Genomic DNA, 14,489 nt, shown 5'->3' with positions numbered 1-14,489 from the left:
GGAGGGAGCGGCGCTCAGAACTTTTCCATCTGGCTGCGCACCTTGGAGAGAAATTTCCGGCGTGTCGCGTCCGTTGAACGGTTCATGCCGTAGTGCGCAAGGTAGACGGTCTTGGCCATCGGGTGGATCTGGGCTCGGATGACGCGCGTAACCACCTTGCGTGGTGGATCCCCGACAAGAAATGCTTTCGAGCGATCCGCTCCATACGTCGTCACGGCGGCCAGCTTTCTGATGTGCTGGAGAACGTAACGCATGCGCTCATCGTGCAGTTCAAAGGATACGCCAGGCAGAAAGACCCGGTCAAAGAACCCTTTGAGCATGGCGGGAAAGCCGAAGTGCCAGATCGGAGTGACCAGTACCAGCGCCTCGGCATTCTTGAGGCGTTGCACATAGGATTCCACGTTTTGGCGATTGATGGGAACGTCGTGGTATATCAATCGCTCATGGCGGGTCAGAACCGGTGTAAACCCCTCTGCATAAAGATCGCAGCAGTCCACCTGATGTCCGGCCTGCTCCAGGCCAAGTCTCGTTTGCTCGAAAAGGGAGGCGCCGTAGCTTGATTCAACGGGATGAGAATACAGGAGAAGGGTTCGCATTTTTCTGTCCGTGTCGTTGTGTACTGCCTTCACGGCAGAAACAGAAAACCAAGGGTGTTCACAGCAATTCCGAGATCTGTGCGTAGCCGATTTCCGTCCGAAATCGCATGAAGCCAAGGAGCGGACGATGCCGGCAGTTGTGCTGTCGCCAGAGGTCTAGCCGGCGCGCAGCTGCTGCTGTCGCCGTAGCCTTGGAAAAAGCGCGTAGGCGTTCTCGACCGAGATCTTCAGGCAGTCTTCTGCCGAGAGACCGCTCGCCTCGATCGTTCGCAGCGGGGTCATGTCGGCGGGAGGAAAGGAGTAGTCGGTTCCCAGGACGATTCTATCCGGGGATACGCTTTCAGCCAGGAAGCGGAGGATTTTCGGGCTATGGACAACCGTGTCGAAGAAGAAATTCTTCACATAATGAGACGTTTCTCGCTCCGCGACATATTGCTGCTGTGCCTTGTTCATCCGCACATAGAGCCGATCAAAACGCCCCATGAGGAATGGCAGCAGACCGCCCCCGTGCGAAATCAGGATCCGCAATCCCGGAAATCGATCGAGCACGCCCGAGCCCACCAGCGATCCAATCGCCAAAGTCGTATCGTATGGATATTGGACGACCTGCGTGAGCGCATATTTCTTGATCCGCGCTCCCGGCACGGCCTGGACGGGGTGGATCATGACCGGCACGTCCATTTGCTGGAGTTTCGACCACAATGGATCCAGGTCGATATCGCCCAGGTTGACGTCCTCCACATTGGCAGCAAGACATATGCCGACAGCTCCCATCGAAAGCACCGCATGTTCGACTTCGGACGCTGCAAGCTCGGGTTCATTCAGCGGAATGGATGCGATGAACGAGAACCTGTCGGGATATTGGGCGCAAAGATGCCGATAGGCGCTGTTCATGAGCCTGTGCCACGCCGTCGCCTTTTCCTTCGGCAGCGAATAGGCGAAGATATCGGTCCATTGACTGAGCACCTGATGGGAAACGCCCATCTCGGCCATGCCCTGCAATCTTTGCTCGACCGTCTCCACCAGTTGCGGAAAGAAGGGACGTACTTTGAGACCATAGTCAAAGTGCAGTGCGGGTATCGCCCCGGGCGTATCACGGTGCATGGTGATACCGAAATCCTGAGCCCGCTCGTCCAGGACATCCAGCACCTCTTTGGGAACGTAGTGGGCATGCGTATCAATGGCCATGTCTTTTGCCTTTCATGAACAAGTCGTTACCGCCGCCGGAGCGGGGAGATGAGCCCGTCGTCTGTTTTGGACAGGAGGTCGAACAGGGCTTTCGGCGTTATCGGCAGCCGCCGCGGCGCTATTTTCGCGGCGAACGCATCTTCCACAGCCGCCGCGACTGCGGCACCGGCAGCATTGATGCCTCCCTCGCCCGCGCCCTTCAGTCCGAGCGGGTTCGTGGGGCTCGGCCAATCCTCGAGCAACAGAATTTCGAACGCCGGCACATCGACGATCCTCGGCGTCACGTAGTCGGCAAACGAGGTCGTCAGGGGCTGGCCGTCGCTGGAGAATGATATTTCTTCCATCAGGGCGCCGCCGATGCCTTGCATCGCGCCGCCCAGCAATTGAGCCTTGACGAGATCCGGATTGACAGCCCGGCCGATCTCGTAGGCAATATGGTACTTCTCCACCGTGACACTCAGGTCGTCCGGATCGACCTTCACCTGGGCTATGTGCACGCCGTAGGGGCAGGCCATGGCTCCGGAGCTGAAATCGGCTTCGGCAATGAGCTGCGTGGAGTGAGCGGACGCGTCGATCATGGCGCGCAGTTCGGAAAGAGCCACATTCCGGCCGTTGATGCAGCAGCCGTCGCGGCGAAGGGTGATCACCTCTGTGGTTGCGCCGAGGAGCGCGGCGGATGTTTCGATCAGTTTCCGGCGGAAAATACGACTGGCCTCGTGGATGGCCGAGCCAGCCATGACGGTGGTGCGAGAGGCGAATGTCCCGCCACTTTGGGAGATGCGATCCGTTTGCCCACGCACGATACGGAAGACGTCAATCGGGAAACCAAGCCCATCCGCCGCGATCTGTGCCAAGGCCGTCTCCATGCCCTGCCCGAGCGAAGAGGTGCCGGTGACGATCTCTATCTTGCCGTCGGCCGCCAGTTCGAGACGGGCTGTTTCGTGGAGCGCGGTATCGGTCTTCTCCACGAACATGGCCAGGCCGATACCGATGCACTCGCCTCGCTGCCTGCGCTCTTCGGCGGAGCGTCTCAGTTCCGGAAGGTCGAAGGCCCGTATCGCCGTATCCAGCGTCTGGAGATAATCTCCCGAGTCATACACGACCCTTTTCCCGGTGGCTTCGATTTGCCGGTCGAACGGCATGTCCGCGGCGCTGATGAGGTTCCTGCGGCGAACTTCCACGGGGTCCAGCTCGAGGGTCCTGGCAATCGCATCAATCATCCGCTCCATGGCAAAGGTTGCCTCGAATCGGCCTGGTGCGCGATATGTTCCGCAAGGGGTCTTGTTGGTCAGGTGCACCGTCGCTGTCGCCTGATAGGCCGGAATGCGGTACGGTCCGGGCAGAAAGGCACAAGACAGGTCGGAAACCTTGATCTCGTGGGTTCGAAGATAGGCGCCTTGGTCCGTCGTAATTCTGGCGCGCAAAGCCGCAATGATGCCTGTCTTGCTGACGGCCGCATTGAGGTGGATAGTCTGATCGCGGGAGTGGTTGATGGCGAGGAAGTGCTCTGACCGGTCTTCGATCCATTTAACGGGGCGGCCCAGCCGCAGCGCGGCAAAGGCCACCAGAACATCCTCCGGGTACAGTTCGCCCCTGACGCCAAATCCCCCACCGGCATGCCCCTCCCGCAAGACGACGCCGCCGATATCCAGAGACAATATCCGGGCGAGTTCCTGGCGATTGGCGTGCGGAACCTTTGCCGCGCCATAAAGGTCGAAGCCGGCTGCAGCCGGATGCGGCACCGCGATTGCGCCCCGCGTCTCCATCGGCACGGCCGTTTGCCGCGCAAGTCGGCATGAAATGGAGATTTTATGTTCGGCCGCCGCGAACGCCGCCTCGACGTCGCCGTAGCCTTTTTCAATCCGCGCGACTTCATTGCTGCCGCGCATGCGGGCCTCGGTCCGGGCGTCCGTTTCAGTTCCGCAGTCGAGAACGGGCGGCCGTATTTCGGCATTGATCGCGATCAGCCGGCCTGCATCTTCGGCAAGGCAGGGATCGGTGGCCAACACAATCGCGGCGGGTTCGCCGACGTAGCGCAATTCGTCCAATGCCATAACTGGCTGCCGATGCTGCAGCAGGTCGCGGTCGGGTATACGGCGGAACCCGATGGGGGGAAGTTCGCGTATGTCGTTTCCGGTCCACACCGCGACCACACCCGGGGCACTGGCGGCTTTGCCGACAGTCACGTTCTTCAAGCGAGCATGGGCATAGGGGGATCGGACGACATGCATATGCAGCATGTTTTCAAACGCCAGCGAGCCGACAAACCGAGTGCTGGCTTGCAGCAGGTCGTCGTCTTCCACCCTGTCGATGGACTGGCCTATCATGTTCATGGTCCCGATCCACGTTCGGCGCGCGCTGCCAGAAGATCGGCGACCGCCGACACGATGGGACTATATCCGGTGCACCGGCACAGGTTGGCGGACAGCGTCTGAATGGCCTGATCGAGCGACAATTCGTTCCGCAGTATGTAATCGGCCAGGACCATGAAGCCCGGCGTGCAATAGCCGCATTGTATCGCCCGATGTTTTTTGAAGGCGTTTCGGATTGCAGCGAGCGAATCGGGGTTGGCCAGGGCCTCTGCCGTTCGAATATCGGCGCCGTCGGCCTGAACGGCGAAAAGTAGGCATCCTCTGATCGGTACGCCGTCGACGCTGACCGTGCAGGACCCGCAATCGCCCTGGCCGCAGCCCATATGAGCACTTTTCATGCCGCATTCTTGACCGAGAACATCGGTCAACGATCGCCGGGCCGCCACTCGCAGACGCTGGGTGACGCCGTTCAACGTGAAGGAGATGGTGTGAAGCTCGGTGTCCTCCATCAGCACTCCACTGCCTGCGCGATTGCACGCGTCGTCGCCACGACAGCGAGGTGTTCGATATAGGGCTGGCTTTCGCCGCCCTGTTGTCGAACTGCTGCTGCTGCGATTTCGACAAGATCATCACTGCCGCTGACGGAGGCCCGGCGACCGGACAGCCAATCTTCCAGCGCGTGCAGACGGCAAGGAACGGGCGTGCAGGCGCCAATGGCAATACGGCAATCGCGTACGCGAGCATCTTCCAAGGTGATGGCGACCAGGGCGAATGCGGAAGCGGGCCGGTTTGGCTGCGGGGCGAGTTGGGCAAACCCATACCGCCATTCTGCCGGGGGAACCTTGATCCTGACATTGGTAATAAGATCGTCCGGTTTCAGCGTCGTTCTGCCGTCCCCTTTTACGAACTGTGTATAGCGCTCGCAGCGCGTGCCTCCGGCATTCTCGATGACGATGTCGGCATCCAGCAGAAACGACAGCAAGGCCCACTGCGCTTTCGGACTGGCATTGGCGAGGCTGCCGCCGATGGTTCCTCTCAGCCTGATCGGCAGGTTTCCGATTGTGTCTGCCATTCGACCAAGAAGTTCCGCAAAGCCGGACGGCAGTGAAAGAAAGCCGATCGCAGCTTCACAACAGAAGCTCTGATGGCGGACCATCGCTCCGATTTCCAGAACGTCATTCACGACGGCGAGCTTCGACAGGTCGGCAATCCTGTTGAGATCGACGATATTTTCAGGAGTTGCCTGACGCAGGTTCATGCGCGGGACCAGACTCTGCCCGCCGGCGAGGATTGCTGCATCCGCCTTATGCCGAGAGAGAAGCTCCAGGGCATGATGAAGTCCGGACGGTCTGTGATACCGGAACGATGCGGGATACATTGTGCCACCGAGAGTTCTGCGTGTTGCGAGCGAGCGGGGGTCGGCAAATAGGAGCCTTCTCAATGAAGAGGCGGGCTTGCGAGGTGTTGAGAGCGCGGCTGCGTCGTCGACTGGCGTCCAGTTCGGGGGGCGCTTCCCGAAAGCGGCGCTCGGTCCGTCGGTTGTCAAGGTGCGCTGCCATCACGGCAACGCCGCCGTAGAATTCCAATTCGTGCGCACTTCGTAGATCGCAGAATTTCCCGCGTGCTCCCGGATTTCCACGGACTCGAGCGATACGCGCCCCTTGGTCATCTCAGCGGTAACCTGCGACACATGATCGTGCACGTGCTTGGCCAGCGCCTCGCAACCCACTGCCGGCAGAATGCGGAGGTCCACCAGTCCGGCGGCCGCAAGATCTTGAAGTCGGGGCAGTTCGGGGTCGTCGGCGGCAGCGATCATCGTGTGGTCGAGAAGGTCATGCAGCCACGCTTTCACGGGCTTCAGAGAACCGAAGTCGAGGCACCAATTGCGGTGATCGAGATGCGGGGTCGCAAATACCAGCTTCACTGCCAGGGCATAGCCGTGGACAAGCCTGCAATGCGAGTCTGCGCGCCATTGACGGAAACAGCACGACAACCCTTCATTGTGATCGTAGCTCTTGGTCGATCTGTAGATTTCCATCGGCCTGGCGCCGGCTCGGGCAGGACGGAGAGTGGGATCGGCGAATGTGTCCATCGTTGATCAAAACCTCTCCAGCGCTTTGCATTCCTGAAGGAAATCAGACTTTGCCGCTTGGTCCGTCTCGAATTTCCCGTAATAGGCGGTCGTTATCATACGGCTGGCCTGCGATGCTCTGATGCCGCGGTGCGTTTTGCACATGTGAACGGCACTGATGCGGACGGCAACGCCCTCTGGCTGTGTTTTCTCGTAAACGAAGTCGCCGATCTGCCTTACCAGCTCCTCCTGGATTTGTAGCCGGGACGCGAAATAGTGGACGATGCGGTCGTATTTGGACAGGCCTATGATCTTGCCGTTGGTCGATGGCAGTACGCCGATATAGACGCTGCCGTGAATTGGCATGAGGTGGTGCGCGCATGTGGAGCGAAGTTCGATCGGACCGGTGACGATAAGGCCGTCGAAGGCGCCAACATTTTCGAACTCGGTGATCTTTGGCGGAAGGGAATAGCGACCGTCCAGTGTTTCGCACACGAGCATCTTGGCAAAGCGCTTGGGTGTGTCCCGTGTATTGTGATCGTTGACGTGATCGATTTTCAGGACGTCGAAGAGCTCCCGGATCTTGGCGGAGGCTGACTCGATCATCTCCTGCCTGTCCTCTTCATCGAGGACCCCTTCAATTGTCTGGTTTCCGAGACGGGAAAGTCTGTTGAGCTGAAGCACCGCTTTCTCCTTAAACTCAGGCAAATGCCCAATGTCATGTTTTGCGAATTAGTCCATTTATTAAAATCAAGTCTCTTTCTATAGACGGCGATCGTCAAGCAGTTTTTTTGAAGGATTTGTGACGGGGTGCCGCAGGGCACGTGGTTCGCATCGATTGTGCTCGGCGATTTCTTTCCCGGCTGATGACTTTTGAGGGGTCTTTTGCACCGTAAGGCTGCCTATAAACTCGGTACTCCGACCACTCCCGAGCGCTGGACTGACGTCGGCGGGACGGGGGGCGGGATCTGAATTCGGAGGATGGTGGCCGATAAGCCGATAACGACCGTCATCTCGGGCGCTTGGTCGTGTCGACGAGGTGAATGAGGATAGTTCGGCGGAACGGTTGTTTTTGTGGAAGATGTTGTCTTCCCGAGGCCTCCAACATGATCTGCATTTGGGTCTCTCCGACGCGGCATGAAAAAGTTCTCATTTTTGAGAATGTCCTTGACACATCTCGCGTTACGGCTTTAGCCTCTGTTTTTAGCATCCTTAAGTAGGAGATGCCCTATGGTGCAGACAGAGAGTCGGTCGCGTAACTTCAAGACGATCGGCGTCGTCGCTGCGCGCTTTTAAGCCCAGACATTGTGACGTTTACAGGTGGTCGGTGGTGCCGGCCGCCGGCCTGAGTTGTTTTTCGAGACCCGATGTTTATGGCTGCTGCTACCAACGATGAATTGTCGCCACCCTTTTTCTCCACTCGCCGACAGCTGAGCCGGCCCTTGAGCAAAGCCGCGAGTGAGATGGATCTCCCTCTGAAGACGACGGCGTCTGGTCGAGGTCGCGGGGCGAAGGCTCCGATTGTCTGCATGATCTGCGTAGGAAAAGGCGAGGGCTTGCATCATGCGCCCCGTGCCAAGACAACAAGTGCACTTATCGCTAAGCATGTGTCTTGCCCCTCTTTTCTCAGGGCCCTGATGAGTGGGGCCGAAATCGTTCGAACGTTTTTCCGAAGGAGGTTGTTTCCATGTTCAGCAGCATGATCAAGGTCATTGACGACAAGGGTAGAGCAGTGAAAGCCTTTAGCTGCGTCGCCAAGGACGCTTATGAAAAGGCCGTCTCAGATCCGGAGCACGCGGCTGCCTATCTGATGCTTGCTATCGTGGCCGATAAACTCGCCGAGCAATATTATGAGTGTATTCTGCTGGATAGCCACGTCGACAAGGAGTTTAAAAGGCTCCTGACCTTCGCCGACAACCTCGACAAAGCTTACGCTTCGGCCGACGTGAACGAAACGCTGAAGGCTGTCTCGGACGTCGCCCGGCAGATCGCCAGCAACCGTTAGCGAAGTGTTCGAAATTATGGAAATGGGTGGCGCGGTGCCTGATGGAAATGATGCCACCCATGTCTCGACCTTTTCCGACTGACCGGGACGCGGGTTGTTCGAGTTTGCCTGCACGTCTGCCTGTTCGTCCCGGAGCACAAGGCTGGTAGCCCAGTAGCCCCCATGTCCTGTTGCGGCCGCAGCCCGCAACCACGCTCGGCCGGAACACCTCGGACAATGCCCCTCGCGACACAACCAGCGCCGGAAACCGCTCGGCAATCGGCACAGGCTATTCCGGAAGCCCGGCTGCTTCTCTCCATGAATGCCGGGCAGGTACGTCATGTGGGAACTACGCTCACTGAAATCGTTTGATGCTCCTACTCTGTCGCGGGTCGGCGGAGCTTTCCATGCGAAGATCGGATGCTTGTCCTGACTTTGCTGCGCTTCTCCGATAACCCAAAAATCCGCCAGATCTGACATCGCGATTGACACGTTTCAAAAATTAGATAAAATTCCAGAAATAGACACAATGAAAATTATTGAGATGCTGCTTCGCGAAGCCGGCGGTATCGACGCTGGTCAGTTACCGCCTTGCGATAGCACCACAGATTGTGGAGGCCATTCGGTGAAAAACATTCCCGTTGAATTTTCGCATCACGCTGATGCTCGCGCAGATATCGAAGCTCGCGGTTACACGAAAAGGCCGCTGCAACTGGACCGGGATCTCGCATATATGCTCGGCCGCATGGCGTCTGGCTCATGGGATCTGCCGGCAGATGAATATTACAAGACTGGCAAGCGTTATCGCAGTTTTGACCAATACAGCGCCCTCGTGACCGATGCGGGCGTTGAGGTCCGCCATCTTGGGGAAGTTCGACCCTATCTTCAGGATGTGTCGCACAATCCGGAACTGGGCGGTGTTGAGCGCCGATATGCACCGCTTGCAACTGATCTTTCCACCGATATCGGCATCTACAAGCTGATATCGCAACAGGTGGCCAGGTTGCCGCTCTCGAATGCCGGACAGGCTTATCAGGTCAATCTCCACGTCATGCGCTACTGCGCCCTGCCCGGGCAACGGTGCGAGACCAGCCCGCCCGGCTATCACAAGGACGGCGAGCGCTTCATTTCAGTGGTTCTCTTGACGTATTGCGGCGCTGACGGCGGACGTGTCCACATCGCGGACAATGAAAAATCCGAGCTAGATAGTTTCCTGATGCGGGAAATGGGGGAGAACTACATTATAGACGATGAATCCGTCTATCATAAATTGTCGCCCGTAGAGATTTTGGAAAATAATACATTCGCCTTCCGGGATATTTTACTTCTGGATTTCATTCCGCTTCAAAGCTGAGGCCGTCGGTTGTCGTGCCAATCCGCAGTAGAGGAAATATTATGGATGTCTTTCAGTATCTCGCTCCTGGAAACTACGAAATGGAGGAGTGGTCGAGGCCGGATGAAATGGCGCTCTTTGGAGCATTCTGGGAGCGTGTGCAGGCCGAGTTGGATGTATTGGAAGATGCCACGATTGCTGACCTGTGCTGTGGAACAGGCATGTCGCTCCTTGGGGTGATCTCTCATCCGAACATAAAAACGGTAACGGGCGTGGATATCGATGCGCGGAACATAGCGTTCGCCCGGCAACGTTTCGGCTTGTTCGACAATACAACCTTTCACGTTGCGGATGTCATTGATTTTCTGAAGGCGAACAGGGAGTACGACCTGCTGCTGTTGTCGTCTGCCTATCATCACATCGAGCATGCGATGCAGCCGGCTTTTGCGGAGCAGTTGTTCAGAGCCCTCAGGCCGGGGGGTAAGGCGGTATTCGCAGAAAACATCGTGCCGTATTTCGATGCGCCGCTGACAGAGCAGTACAAGGCAGCCGTGGTGCGGTTCTACGCGGCCGCCCGCGACGACACCAGGCGGCGCAGGCCGAATATTTCGGATCGCATCATTGGTCTTATCGAGGAAAACGTAACCCTCGCCGTTCGCGGCGAAGTGGAGTTCAAGGTATGTCGCCAGCATTTCCTGTCCCAACTGCAACAGGCAGGTTTTGAGATGGTGTACGATGCCAGGGTGTGGCCTGAGGACGGGCCGCTTCCCGATGATTCCGGAAACCATGTGTTTGTCTTCAGGAAGCCTGACGCGGCATAATTGCGCTGAGGCTTTTCATCAATACGTGCGTTCTCTGCTCCGTTCGTGTGCCGGATGGGGGTCTATGGTGAGAGATACCGCGAAGCCACGACAATGAGCGAGCGCCACCGTGCCACCGAACGAACTTCTGCTGACCTTCCTGGTGACGGCAACGTTATATGGCTATGTGCCTGGGCCGGCGATGCTGTTCGTCGCGGCGCAAACCGCGGCGCGGGGCCGTCGGCACGGCCTGATGACCTCGTTCGGCATCCATCTCGGCACATATTTTCATGTATTTGCCGCTGCATTCGGCATTACCGTGCTGCTGCACTTCTTTCCGAGCGTGTATATCGGCATGAAGATGGCCGGGTCGGCTTACTTGATCTGGCTCGGCTTTGGTTTGTTTCGACGTGTCGAGGACATGAAGACGAACGCGCTTTCGGACAGATCGTCCAGCGAGGCTCAGGCGCTGTTCGAGGGTATGTTGGTGGAGATCCTCAATCCGAAAACGGCGTTGTTCTATGTTGCCTTTCTTCCCCAGTTTACCCGAATTGAAGACGGACAGACGCTATGGCTTCAGCTTCTCGTGCTGGGCTGTATTGCCAATGTGATCTTTTCCTCGTCCGACGTCTTATGCGCTCTTCTGGCCGAAGTCGTACGGCGACGTCTCCATCGTTCCACGGGAAGACAGCGTCTCCTGCGTGTCCTTGCTGGATGCTTGCTGATCGCATTGGGTTTGCATCTGGCCGTCATGCCCGCCTTGTAAGGAAGGCCCGCCTGCATGCCCCTGGGGGTTTACTCCACGCCGTATTTTTCGATCAGCTTGATCAGATAATCGGCTGCATCGTTGCCCTTCAAGGATTGTTCCCACAGCCGTTTGGCGATGTTCTCGTGCAGGGAGATCGCTTCGGCAGAAGAAGTTATAAAGCCGACGCCGACACGGACATTGGGTTGTTCGCCCAAGCGAAAGGGACTGATGGCCAGCACCGATCGGGTCGACTGCCGGAAGATCTGGAAGGTTGTCGAGGGCACGGTCTGCGGGATGATGCATATCTGCACCCCGATCGGTTGCACCCGCAGCAGTTCGAGGATATGCAGTGTTTCCTGCTTTGCCAGGACGCGGCGCCTTGTCTGGATTTCGTCCGGCAGGTCGTGGCGGCCGATCAGGCCGTGCAGGAGAAAGCGTTCAAGGTCCGACGAGGCGATCAGATTGACCAGCAGTGGACGTCGCTGTTGATAGGTCGCCTTGCGCTGCTTCAGGATCTCGAGCAATTTCTCGACAGCGTCCGTCGTCGCCTTGTCGTCGGCATCGGAATCGCGGAGGACCTCCTTCAGCATTTCATCATAGGCGGGCGACGTCAGCAGATAGGAGATCGGGCCGAAGAAACCGATGATCTGCTCGCTTTCTTCTTCGAGTTGCCGCATCCGTTCGAAAAAGGCGACTGCGGTGTCGACATATTCCATTCCAATGCCAAGCAAGCTCGGGAGAGATACGTCGAGGACGCTGGTGATCTTGGTCAGCGTATCGATCTTGAAGATTTCTCCCTTTTCCGCCCGATAGAGGGCCGCGCGGGAGATTCCCAGCTGGGCAGCGAGATCCTCGGGCGACAGACCGCGACCCACCCGATAGGCGTGGAGTCGGGCGCCTATGTCGCGAACCTGAATCGTCTCAGCATTTAAGTTCGAATTCTTCATCATCGACCATGGTGCAGTAGTGAGTTGGAAGTCTGGCGCTGTGGCTGCGTTATAGCGATCCTCGACCGACAGGCAAAGGTAATGTCTCACAAATAGTATAATTCCATATTTTGTCCCAATCGCAAATGCAGCACCCCTGCCGAGGCGCCATCTTGCTGATCAGAATTCATGCCCATTTTCTTTACCCGACGGACATAATTGCGCTGGCTGAGCCCTGGTGATTTCGGTGGCGGCGACGGGCGATGACGCTGCTATCCGGCATCGAGACGATGCGTCTTCGCCCTTTGGCCGATTATCACGCATCGTCGACAGACGGTGAAGCCAGAAGCCGTCACGCCCTGTCTCGAAGCGCATCGTGGTGGGATCGTTTGCCAAATGATCTGTTGACAGCCTGCGGATGTCCACTTAAGTAGATTTAATTATCAATATATATATCAATCTCAAATTATGTCTCGCCGATAATATCGGCGCGGGGACAGTGTCAGGCTCGTTGAAGTGTCGATGGAGTTCAGGCAATGCAAAAAAGGGTTTACGTCGAGCGTTTTTTCGACATCCTGGCAATGGCGTCCGGAGAACCGCGGCCTTGGCGTATTCCTGCCGGCGAGACGTTGCGTGTCGGCTTCAGCTGGAAGGCAAAGGCGGAATATGCGTTTTTCTATCTCGCCAAATCGAGGGGTTTTTACTCGGGCGAAAAGCTGGAAGTCGTCTTTTGTGAAGGAACAGGGTCGCCCGCGGCCCTTGATGCCTTGCATCGGGGCGAACTCGATATCCTGATCCTGCCGTGTACTTTTGCTCTGACCGCCATAGAGGGTGGCGCACCGATCAAGATCGTTTCGCTTTACCAGGCCGCTGCCCCGGTTTGTCTGATTTCTCGCAGCCAGTGTCCTGTCGTGCTACCGAAGCAACTTGAGGGAAAGAGGGTTGCGAAGCTGAGCGGTGAGACCGGGACCGCGTTTCTGGCCCGTTTTTGCGAGGACAATCAGGTAAATTACGACAGGATAAACTTTGTCGACGTGAGTCCGGTCGACAAAATTGGCTCTTTTCTGAGGGGCGACGTGGATGTTGTCAGCGTTTACCGCACGAACGAACTTCACGTACTTGAAAGCATGGCAAACTTTCCATTGACAGAACTTGATGTCGCGGCCTTCGGCCTGCATCTTCCCGGCATGTGCGCGGTCGCAAGTGACGCAACGATTGGCGCCATGGCGGAGCTTGTCGATCGTTTCCTGTCGGCAACCCGCAAAGCCATTTTTGCAGGATTGGAAGAGCGGTCCGCGCTGATAAACGTCGCTCGGCAGATGCCCGGAGCGCATCCCGACGCTGGGATTGTCGCGGCCCAAATCCGTGAGTTGGTTGCCACGATAAACTGCCTGGAAGGCAGCTCGGTCAACGTCTTGGCTGCAGCTCACGAGCCGCTTTCCGGATGGGAAGCCGCCAATTGAGGGGTGCGGCGTCGGGTCCGTATTCCCAGAAGCCCCTCGCCTTCAACAGAATGGGCTTGACAATAGTTGATAATTTGACGCTATATCTCTTTTTTGAAATGATAATAATAATTTGAGATTGTGTGCCTTGGTGCATACATCAGACGCTACACGCGTCACAGCAAGCACAAGGGGTATTTGCGTGAGCTTTGAAGCAGCATTTCAACGTATCGGCGACGACATATCACCGTTCTGTCTTGGCATCGATCCTGCACCCGGCCTTCTGACGGCGGCGGGGCTGCCGAACGACAAGGCGGGCCTCCGGATCTTTTACGAACGCCTGCTGGACTCCACCCAGGGTCTGGTCTCGGTCGTAAAGCCCCAGGTCAGTTATTTCGAGCGCTTCGGTCCCGACGGTCTGGTTGAACTGAAGCGGCTCATCGATATGGCGCATGACCGCGGGTACCTGGTCATTGTCGACGCCAAGCGCGGCGATATTGACGCAAGCTCCGCGGGTTATGCGGAAGCCTATCTCGGCCCGTCCAGCTACTACAATGCTGACGCACTGACGGTCACGGCCTATCTGGGCTTCGGCGCCCTCGATCCGATTTTCGATAGGGCGGCCGAACATGGCAAAGGCGTCTTCGTCGTTGTCATGTCGTCAAACAGCGAAGGACAACCGATCCAGACAGCGATCCTGAAGGATCGGGACCAGAGCGTCGCGGCCTATCTGGTGGAGGAGATCAACGCCTACAATGAGCGCCGGCAACAGAAAGTGATCGGCGCGGTGCTCGGCGCCACCCGCGAGCTTCAACAGCTTGAGGGCCTGATCGACGCCTTGGGCCAGAACCTGATCCTCTGCCCGGGCATTGGCCATCAGGGCGCCACATTCGATGATCTCGGAAGGACGTTCAGCAAGGCTCGCCGCAACCTTATCCCGATCATGGCCCGCAGCATCGTGAGAGAAGGGTTCAGCAACAACATCCTGCGTTCGGTCATCCATGAGCGGAACAACCAGGCAGTCACGTTCCGTCGTGGCCCCACCGGACCGCTGATGTAATGGATGGGAAGAAGTGGGCATGCTGTGCT

General features: G+C 57.5%; 14 protein-coding genes. 6 read left to right on the top strand and 8 right to left on the bottom strand.

From position 1 onward, the window contains the following. Positions 1-14 precede the first annotated feature (14 nt). The 7 genes from J2857_RS22845 to folE form a co-directional block, all read right to left on the bottom strand. Positions 15-596 (bottom strand): NAD(P)H-dependent oxidoreductase, encoded by a 582-nt coding sequence (locus J2857_RS22845; protein WP_210012362.1) that lies wholly within the window; start codon positions 594-596, stop codon positions 15-17. A gap of 156 nt (positions 597-752) precedes the next feature. Next, positions 753-1,784, bottom strand: coding sequence for an amidohydrolase family protein (locus J2857_RS22840; RefSeq protein WP_210012361.1), 1,032 nt, complete (start codon positions 1,782-1,784; stop codon positions 753-755). A gap of 26 nt (positions 1,785-1,810) precedes the next feature. Beyond that, entirely contained in the window at positions 1,811-4,117 is a 2,307-nt protein-coding gene (locus tag J2857_RS22835; RefSeq protein WP_210012360.1) for a xanthine dehydrogenase family protein molybdopterin-binding subunit, read from the bottom strand. Continuing rightward, positions 4,114-4,605, bottom strand: coding sequence for a (2Fe-2S)-binding protein (locus J2857_RS22830; RefSeq protein ID WP_210012359.1), 492 nt, complete (start codon positions 4,603-4,605; stop codon positions 4,114-4,116). The genes J2857_RS22835 and J2857_RS22830 overlap by 4 nt, the downstream gene beginning before the upstream one ends. Next, positions 4,605-5,474 carry an FAD binding domain-containing protein gene (locus tag J2857_RS22825; protein ID WP_210012358.1) on the bottom strand — a complete coding sequence of 290 codons (870 nt, stop codon included), beginning with the start codon at positions 5,472-5,474 and terminating at the stop codon, positions 4,605-4,607. Before J2857_RS22825 ends, J2857_RS22830 begins: the two co-directional genes overlap by 1 nt. 180 nt (positions 5,475-5,654) lie before the next feature. Further along, positions 5,655-6,134, bottom strand: coding sequence for a 6-pyruvoyl trahydropterin synthase family protein (locus tag J2857_RS22820; RefSeq protein ID WP_210012357.1), 480 nt, complete (start codon positions 6,132-6,134; stop codon positions 5,655-5,657). Positions 6,135-6,194: 60 nt separating this feature from the next. Then, a complete protein-coding gene (gene folE, locus J2857_RS22815; protein WP_210012356.1) occupies positions 6,195-6,851 on the bottom strand; it encodes a GTP cyclohydrolase I in 657 nt (218 codons plus the stop codon). 1,003 nt (positions 6,852-7,854) lie between these two features. Here folE and J2857_RS22810 point away from each other — a divergent pair. From J2857_RS22810 to J2857_RS22795, 4 genes are all read left to right on the top strand, one after another. After that, entirely contained in the window at positions 7,855-8,172 is a 318-nt protein-coding gene (locus J2857_RS22810) for a hypothetical protein (RefSeq protein ID WP_210012355.1), read from the top strand. A 508-nt stretch (positions 8,173-8,680) separates the two neighbouring features. Beyond that, positions 8,681-9,505: a 2OG-Fe dioxygenase family protein gene (locus J2857_RS22805; RefSeq protein WP_210012354.1), complete on the top strand. Its 825-nt coding sequence runs from the start codon at positions 8,681-8,683 to the stop codon at positions 9,503-9,505. A 41-nt stretch (positions 9,506-9,546) separates the two neighbouring features. Continuing rightward, the gene (locus J2857_RS22800) at positions 9,547-10,305 is read left to right on the top strand and encodes a class I SAM-dependent methyltransferase (RefSeq protein ID WP_210012353.1); all 759 of its coding nucleotides are present in this window, start codon (positions 9,547-9,549) and stop codon (positions 10,303-10,305) included. A 109-nt stretch (positions 10,306-10,414) separates the two neighbouring features. Further along, entirely contained in the window at positions 10,415-11,050 is a 636-nt protein-coding gene (locus tag J2857_RS22795) for a LysE family translocator (protein ID WP_210012352.1), read from the top strand. A 29-nt stretch (positions 11,051-11,079) separates the two neighbouring features. Here J2857_RS22795 and J2857_RS22790 read toward each other — a convergent pair whose 3' ends face one another. Then, a complete protein-coding gene (locus J2857_RS22790) occupies positions 11,080-11,982 on the bottom strand; it encodes a helix-turn-helix domain-containing protein (protein WP_210012351.1) in 903 nt (300 codons plus the stop codon). A gap of 512 nt (positions 11,983-12,494) precedes the next feature. On the opposite strand from J2857_RS22790, the gene J2857_RS22785 reads away from it, so the two are divergent. Further along, positions 12,495-13,421, top strand: coding sequence for an ABC transporter substrate-binding protein (locus J2857_RS22785; RefSeq protein ID WP_210012350.1), 927 nt, complete (start codon positions 12,495-12,497; stop codon positions 13,419-13,421). Positions 13,422-13,602: 181 nt separating this feature from the next. After that, positions 13,603-14,460, top strand: a complete 858-nt coding sequence (gene pyrF, locus J2857_RS22780; protein WP_210012349.1) for an orotidine-5'-phosphate decarboxylase — start codon at positions 13,603-13,605, stop codon at positions 14,458-14,460. The last annotated feature ends 29 nt before the right edge of the window (positions 14,461-14,489 follow it).

This window comes from Neorhizobium galegae (genome assembly GCF_017877055.1).
GTDB classification, from domain to species: Bacteria; Pseudomonadota; Alphaproteobacteria; order Rhizobiales; family Rhizobiaceae; genus Neorhizobium; species Neorhizobium galegae_D.
The sequence above is the reverse complement of the archived record's forward strand: the minus strand, read 5'-3'. Positions and strand labels throughout refer to the sequence as shown.

What these genes read in the sequence shown, in the direction of transcription:
- J2857_RS22845 (WP_210012362.1), bottom strand. Translation starts at nt 596, where the DNA reads ATGCGAACCCTTCTCCTGTATTCTCATCCCGTTGAATCAAGCTACGGC.
- J2857_RS22840 (WP_210012361.1), bottom strand. Translation starts at nt 1,784, where the DNA reads ATGGCCATTGATACGCATGCCCACTACGTTCCCAAAGAGGTGCTGGAT.
- J2857_RS22835 (WP_210012360.1), bottom strand. Translation starts at nt 4,117, where the DNA reads ATGAACATGATAGGCCAGTCCATCGACAGGGTGGAAGACGACGACCTG.
- J2857_RS22830 (WP_210012359.1), bottom strand. Translation starts at nt 4,605, where the DNA reads ATGGAGGACACCGAGCTTCACACCATCTCCTTCACGTTGAACGGCGTC.
- J2857_RS22825 (WP_210012358.1), bottom strand. Translation starts at nt 5,474, where the DNA reads ATGTATCCCGCATCGTTCCGGTATCACAGACCGTCCGGACTTCATCAT.
- J2857_RS22820 (WP_210012357.1), bottom strand. Translation starts at nt 6,134, where the DNA reads ATGGAAATCTACAGATCGACCAAGAGCTACGATCACAATGAAGGGTTG.
- J2857_RS22810 (WP_210012355.1), top strand. Translation starts at nt 7,855, where the DNA reads ATGTTCAGCAGCATGATCAAGGTCATTGACGACAAGGGTAGAGCAGTG.
- J2857_RS22805 (WP_210012354.1), top strand. Translation starts at nt 8,681, where the DNA reads ATGAAAATTATTGAGATGCTGCTTCGCGAAGCCGGCGGTATCGACGCT.
- J2857_RS22800 (WP_210012353.1), top strand. Translation starts at nt 9,547, where the DNA reads ATGGATGTCTTTCAGTATCTCGCTCCTGGAAACTACGAAATGGAGGAG.
- J2857_RS22790 (WP_210012351.1), bottom strand. Translation starts at nt 11,982, where the DNA reads ATGATGAAGAATTCGAACTTAAATGCTGAGACGATTCAGGTTCGCGAC.
- J2857_RS22785 (WP_210012350.1), top strand. Translation starts at nt 12,495, where the DNA reads ATGCAAAAAAGGGTTTACGTCGAGCGTTTTTTCGACATCCTGGCAATG.